The sequence below is a fragment of the Pseudomonas sp. PSPC3-2 genome (assembly GCF_049897085.1).
GTDB classification, from domain to species: domain Bacteria; phylum Pseudomonadota; class Gammaproteobacteria; order Pseudomonadales; family Pseudomonadaceae; genus Aquipseudomonas; species Aquipseudomonas paraveronii.
Genome location: NZ_JAFCVO010000001.1, coordinates 1,043,192 through 1,049,211 on the forward strand (window position 1 = coordinate 1,043,192; position 6,020 = coordinate 1,049,211).

Sequence of the window (6,020 nt, forward strand, 5' to 3'; positions counted from 1 at the left end):
ACCAACGGCTGCAGGCCTTGAATCGCTTGGGCTGCGGGCTCACTGCTGAAAACGTTGCTGTTGTCTGCCTGGTGTTTTGTTGAATGGCTGTTGCCTGGACAACAGTTGCGTGGCGAACAGTGTTGAGCTCGCGTGCAGCCATTTATAGAGGGTTACGTTTATTCCGTAAATGAGCGTATTTCTATATTTATAGATCTTATAGGAATATGCGTGCTGCCCTATCGAGGGTGCGACCTCGGTTGATAGCGACTATCACGGATGATGATTTTTCACCGTTCAAGGTCGGGAGTAGCCTGTGTTCATTGACTTGAGACCTCCTTCGCAGAGCCACCGCCATGAACCGATTTCTTGCTGTTTGCGTATTACTTGTCACTTCTGTCGTTGCCGGTTGTGCGACCCATCCTTCGCCTGAATTGCGCCCTTACACGGCACAAGAAACCCGGGAACTGGCGCTGGAGGCGTTGAGCCGTCGCGGGTTGTCGTTTGACGAGTATCAACAGCAGCGGGCTGCCCTGACCCAGGCACAGAAGCCTTTCGGCTTTGATCGCCAGGGCGAAATGAACGCCGAACGTAATGTGACCCTGCATGGTCGTCCCAGTTGAGCCGTTGCTCAGTGCCAAAAAGCCCGAGGTTTCTCAAGAACCCTCGGGCTTTTTGTTTGCCATGGCGCTACTTCAGCCTGTTAAGCTGAATTTCAGGAGCGTTCCTACGCACATTTACGTCAAGTGGTCCTTTTTTAATGGCATTCGATCGGGTAAACCTGACGACCTCTGTTCCGGTCGATGCCCCTGAGACGTTGCTCTCGGGAACCAGCTCTGCGAGTCCCCAAGGTTATGAATAAACGTCCGTTGTATTTCGACTATGCCGCCACCACCCCGGTGGATGAGCGAGTCATCCAGGTGATGGTCGAGTGTCTGGGCTTCCATGCCAATTTCGGTAACCCTGCGTCCAGTTCCCACGCATTCGGCCAAGCGGCCCGGCAAACGGTTGAGCGGGCGCGTCGCCAGGTGGCCGAGTTGGTCGGTGCCGAGCCGGAGCAGATCGTCTGGACGTCCGGCGCGACTGAATCCAACAACCTCGCGATCAAGGGTGTAACTCAAGCACGGGGCGTGGCGGGGGGGCATATCATCACCAGCCAGATCGAGCACAAGGCCACGCTGGACACCGCGCGGCAGATGCAGGAAGCCGGTGTAGCCGTGACCTACCTGGTGCCGGACGCCGATGGGTTGATCAGTGCCGAGGCGGTGAGTGAAGCACTGCGTGAAGACACCTTCCTGGTCTCGCTGATGCTGGTGAACAACGAGTTGGGCACGCTCAACGACATCCCCGCCATCGGCGCGCGGGTGCGTGAACACGGCGCGTTGTTGCATGTGGACGCGGCACAGGGCGCGGGCAAGGTGGCAATCGACCTGGCGCAATGGCCGGTGGACTTGATGTCGTTTTCCGCACACAAGGTGTATGGCCCCAAGGGGATCGGCGCGTTGTATGTCGGGCCGCGGGCGCAGCAGAAGGTGATGGCGCAGATTCACGGCGGTGGCCACGAGGGCGGCTTGCGCTCAGGCACCCTGGCGACTCACCAGATCGCGGGCATGGGCGCGGCGTTCGCCCTGGCGGCGCAGGCTTTCAGCGAGGAGCAGGCGGCGATCGTGGCCTTGCGCCGGCGTTTGCTGGATCAACTGACGACGGTTGCCGGTGTGCGTCTCAATGGCAGCGCCACCCAGCGCATTCCTCACACCCTCAGCCTCACGTTCGGTGAAGGCGAGTTCGACGCTGCGGCCTTAAGCGTGGGCATGGCTTTTTCCGCGACCTCGGCCTGCAATTCGGCAAGCAATGCGCCTTCCCACGTGCTGCTGGCGCTCGGGCATGACGCCCGCAGCGCCGGTCGTACCGTTCGCTTGAGCCTGGGGCGGTTCACCACCGAACAGGACATCGACCAGGCCGTGCAATTGATCAAGGCCGCCCTTGCCAGTGCGCCGGCGTTCTGGGCGGTTTGATTCCTCATTCGTAACCCATAACAATTATTAGTGGTTAGCAGGAGACACAATGAGTACGCAGCTTTTGACCCATGGAACGGTTCCCCAGCGCCTGGCGCATACCCGTGAACTGATGCGCCGCGAGGGCATTCACGCCTTGCTGGTGCCGTCGGCTGACCCGCACTTGTCCGAATACTTGCCGGGCTACTGGCAGGGGCGTCAATGGTTGTCGGGGTTCCACGGGTCAGTGGGGACGCTGATCGTCAGCGCGGATTTCGCCGGTGTCTGGGCCGACAGCCGCTACTGGGAACAAGCGACCAAGGAGCTCAAGGGCAGCGGTATCGAACTGGTGAAACTGCAGCCGGGTCAACCTGGTCCGCTGGAATGGCTGGCCGAGCAGACGCCGCATGGCGGTGTGGTGGCGGTTGATGGTGCGGTAATGGCCGTGGCTTCGGCGCGTACTTTGGGCGGCAAGCTGGCAGAGCGCGGCGCACGCCTGCGTACCGATATCGACCTGTTGAATGAAGTCTGGAAAGATCGCCCGACGTTGCCGAATCAGCCTATCTACCAGCATCTGCCACCGCAGGCCACCGTCAGCCGTGGGGAAAAACTCGCGGCGCTGCGCGCCAGTTTGAAAGAAAAGGGCGCCGACTGGCATTTCATCGCGACCCTGGATGACATCGCCTGGTTGTTTAACCTGCGCGGTGCCGATGTATCGTTCAACCCGGTGTTTGTGTCCTTCGCCCTGATCAGTGCACAACAGGCCACTTTGTTTGTGGCGCTGAGCAAAGTCGATGCCGAGCTGCGCGCTGTGCTTGAGCAGGATGGCGTGACCTTGCGCGATTACAGCGAAGTCGCCGGTGCGCTACGGGCGGTGCCGTCGGGCGCGAGTGTGCAGGTTGATCCGGCACGCGTGACCGCGGGCTTGTTGGAACACCTGGATGCCAGCGTCAAGCTGCTGGAAGGGATGAATCCGACTACGCTTGCCAAATCCCGCAAGAGCCTGGCCGACGCGGAACATATCCGCCAGGCCATGGAACAGGATGGCGCGGCCCTGTGCGAATTTTTCGCCTGGCTGGAGAGTGCGCTGGGCCGTGAACGCATCACCGAACTGACCATCGACGAACACCTGACGGCTGCACGTACCCGCCGGCCCGGTTATGTGTCGCTGAGTTTCAACACCATTGCCGCGTTCAACGCCAATGGCGCGATGCCGCATTATCACGCCACCGAAGAAGAGCATGCGCTGATCGAAGGTGACGGCCTGCTGTTGATCGACTCGGGCGGCCAGTACTTGGGTGGTACCACCGATATCACGCGGATGGTGCCTATCGGTTCGCCGAGTGATGAGCAGAAACGTGATTGCACCCGCGTGCTCAAGGGGGTGATTGCGCTGTCCCGTGCTCACTTTCCCAAGGGCATTATGTCGCCATTGCTGGATGCCATCGCGCGAGCGCCGATCTGGGCCGAAGGTGTCGACTATGGGCACGGCACAGGTCACGGCGTAGGTTATTTCCTCAATGTGCATGAAGGTCCGCAGGTGATCGCCTACCAGGCGGCCACTGCGCCGCAAACTGCGATGCAGCCGGGCATGATCACTTCCATTGAGCCGGGTACGTACCGCCCGGGGCGTTGGGGCGTGCGTATCGAGAACCTGGTGTTGAATCGCGAAGCAGGCAAGACCGAGTTTGGCGAGTTCCTCAAGTTTGAAACCCTGACCTTGTGCCCGATCGACACCCGTTGCCTGGAGCCGTCGTTGCTGACGGCCGAGGAGTGCCAGTGGTTCAATGCGTACCATGCAGAGGTGCGTCAGCGTTTGAGCCCATTGCTCAGTGGCGCCGCGTTGGAGTGGTTGCAGGTGCGGACTGCGGCTATTTGATCGGTCGCTGCTCGGCAGGTGCCGCTTGCGATCTACGCGCAGGCGGTTAGCCGCAGCGTCGCGAAGGGCTGCGTCGGTTCGAGGCGTTCAAGGTGGGCGGTGCGGAGCAGTCGGAAGTGGACTGCTCGGGCCGTCATTTACAGATGACGATCATGCTCCGGCTGGTGTAGCCGGCAGGGTTGATACCGAAGGGATAGTCCCCAGGCTCCTCGGAGTTGTCACCGGACTTGGCGATAACCCGGTAGCCCTTGGCACCGCATGAATTGACGGCACTGGTGTAGCACTGGTCCCAGGAGGAGGACAGGCCGGAACAGTTGATATGCAGCCCTTTTTTGCCCCGTTTCACTTCTGTCTTGGTGGTCGCGGCACAGCCAGCAATGGCCACGACCATTAACAGTATCAAAATTCGCTTCATTCCCATCCTTAATAGCGGCTTCGAAAAAATGCATGAAGCCAGCTTTACTCGCTCTCGATTGTAGCGTTCGCGCTGTCCTTGTCGAAACTCTCCATGAATGACATCTGTTTGCGGCCTAAACATGGCCTAAATGAGCGGCAAATACCAGAGCTACCGTCAAAGATGATTAATCGGCTGGTACCAGAGGTTTAGCCTCGTTTCGCATGGTCAATGTGGCGCCAACGGAGGCCAGGATAATGCAGGCGATGGCCATCCACTGTGCAAGCGACAAATGCTCCTGCAGGAAGAACAGGCCCGAGAGCGCGCCGAATGCGGGTTCGATGCTCATCAACGTGCCAAAAGTACGGGCGGGTAGGCGAGTCAGCGCGACCATCTCCAGGGTGTAGGGCAGCGCGGTGGACAGGATGGCGACGCCGATGGCGACCGGAATCAGCGAGGGCGTCAGCAGCGCCACACCCGCATGGACGATGCCGATGGGGGCGACGAACAAGGCAGCGATCATGACGCCCAGGGCGGCCGTTTGTACGCCGTTATCATTCCCCGCCTTTTGGCCGAACAGAATGTAGAGCGCCCAGCAAACACCTGCGCCTAATGCATAAGCCGCCCCGACTACGTCAATGCTAGTGCTGGCTTCTCCCATGGGAATTAACAGTAGGAGACCGACGACTGCGAGGGCAATCCACAGAAAGTCCACCGCCCGGCGCGATGCGTAGAGGGCGACGGCGAGCGGCCCGGTGAATTCCAGGGCTACCGCAATACCAAGGGGAACTGTGCGCAGCGACATATAGAAGAGGAAGTTCATGCCGCCCAGGGCCATTCCGTAGACGATCACGGTGCGCAGGGATTTGGTCGTCAGCGTGGCGCGCCACGGGCGCAATATAAGCAACATGATGACGCTGGCGAAAATCAGGCGCAGCGTGGTGGTGCCTTGGGCGCCGACAATAGGGAACATACTCTTGGCTAGCGAGGCGCCGGACTGGATGGAAGCCATGGCGATCAACAGCAGGCCGACGGGAAACAGTGCCGAGGTCAGGCTGCGGGGGGAGGTGGTCATTGGGGGTGTTCGTCCGAGGTCATATTTGAGTAGCAGAAGCCCTATGATGCTTAACTGTGCAATATTGAGCAATATATTGCTCAATTATCAATCGACGGCCCTCTATATAGAGGGGATTTTGAGATTTTCGGCTGTTTGATAGAAAAACCAAATTAAGGGTTGACGGCAAATCCTGTACGTCTATAATTCGCCCCACTTCCGGCGCAGTCGAAACGGAAAACTCCTTGGTAAACAAAGAGTTATGCGAGATTCGACAGCGGCTTTCTTCAGTTCATCGAAGCCTGGAGGGAGTTGGTAGAGCAGTTTTGTTTGGCTCTATTAACGTTTCGATCTTCTCGGTCGAAAGCGGAGAAAAAGAGGTGTTGACAGCAGCGTGTAACGCTGTAGAATTCGCCTCCCGCTAACGAGAGATCGGAAGCGCAAGTGGTTGAAGTTACAAAGGAAACTTTGAAAACTTCTGAAAATAATCACTTGACAGCAAATGAGGCTGCTGTAGAATGCGCGCCTCGGTTGAGACGAAAGATCTTAACCAACCGCTCTTTAACAACTGAATCAAGCAATTCGTGTGGGTGCTTGTGGAGTCAGACTGATAGTCAACAAGATTATCAGCATCACAAGTTACTCCGCGAGAAATCAAAGATGTAACCAACGATTGCTGAGCCAAGTTTAGGGTTTCTTAAAAACCCAAAGATGTTTGAA

At 58.2% G+C, this 6,020-nt stretch carries 5 protein-coding genes; 3 read left to right on the top strand and 2 right to left on the bottom strand.

What is annotated here, in order from left to right; genetic code table 11:
• The first annotated feature begins 335 nt into the window (after positions 1–335).
• The 3 genes from ACP7CJ_RS04910 (at position 336) to ACP7CJ_RS04920 (ending at position 3,852) form a co-directional block, all read left to right on the top strand.
• Positions 336–602, top strand: a complete 267-nt coding sequence (locus ACP7CJ_RS04910) for a hypothetical protein (RefSeq protein WP_276197348.1) — start codon at positions 336–338, stop codon at positions 600–602.
• A gap of 231 nt (positions 603–833) precedes the next feature.
• Positions 834–1,994: a cysteine desulfurase family protein gene (locus ACP7CJ_RS04915; RefSeq protein ID WP_276197349.1), complete on the top strand. Its 1,161-nt coding sequence runs from the start codon at positions 834–836 to the stop codon at positions 1,992–1,994.
• Between the two features lie 49 nt (positions 1,995–2,043).
• Complete coding sequence (locus tag ACP7CJ_RS04920) at positions 2,044–3,852, top strand: aminopeptidase P family protein (RefSeq protein ID WP_276197350.1); 1,809 nt, start codon at positions 2,044–2,046, stop codon at positions 3,850–3,852.
• Between the two features lie 133 nt (positions 3,853–3,985).
• Here ACP7CJ_RS04920 and ACP7CJ_RS04925 read toward each other — a convergent pair whose 3' ends face one another.
• Both ACP7CJ_RS04925 and rhtA read right to left on the bottom strand, forming a co-directional pair.
• Positions 3,986–4,267, bottom strand: a complete 282-nt coding sequence (locus ACP7CJ_RS04925; protein WP_426099341.1) for a hypothetical protein — start codon at positions 4,265–4,267, stop codon at positions 3,986–3,988.
• 166 nt (positions 4,268–4,433) lie between these two features.
• The gene (gene rhtA / locus ACP7CJ_RS04930) at positions 4,434–5,321 is read right to left on the bottom strand and encodes a threonine/homoserine exporter RhtA (RefSeq protein WP_276197351.1); all 888 of its coding nucleotides are present in this window, start codon (positions 5,319–5,321) and stop codon (positions 4,434–4,436) included.
• Positions 5,322–6,020 lie beyond the last annotated feature (699 nt).

What these genes read in the sequence shown, in the direction of transcription:
- ACP7CJ_RS04910 (WP_276197348.1), top strand. Translation starts at nt 336, where the DNA reads ATGAACCGATTTCTTGCTGTTTGCGTATTACTTGTCACTTCTGTCGTT.
- ACP7CJ_RS04915 (WP_276197349.1), top strand. Translation starts at nt 834, where the DNA reads ATGAATAAACGTCCGTTGTATTTCGACTATGCCGCCACCACCCCGGTG.
- ACP7CJ_RS04920 (WP_276197350.1), top strand. Translation starts at nt 2,044, where the DNA reads ATGAGTACGCAGCTTTTGACCCATGGAACGGTTCCCCAGCGCCTGGCG.
- ACP7CJ_RS04925 (WP_426099341.1), bottom strand. Translation starts at nt 4,267, where the DNA reads ATGAAGCGAATTTTGATACTGTTAATGGTCGTGGCCATTGCTGGCTGT.
- rhtA (WP_276197351.1), bottom strand. Translation starts at nt 5,321, where the DNA reads ATGACCACCTCCCCCCGCAGCCTGACCTCGGCACTGTTTCCCGTCGGC.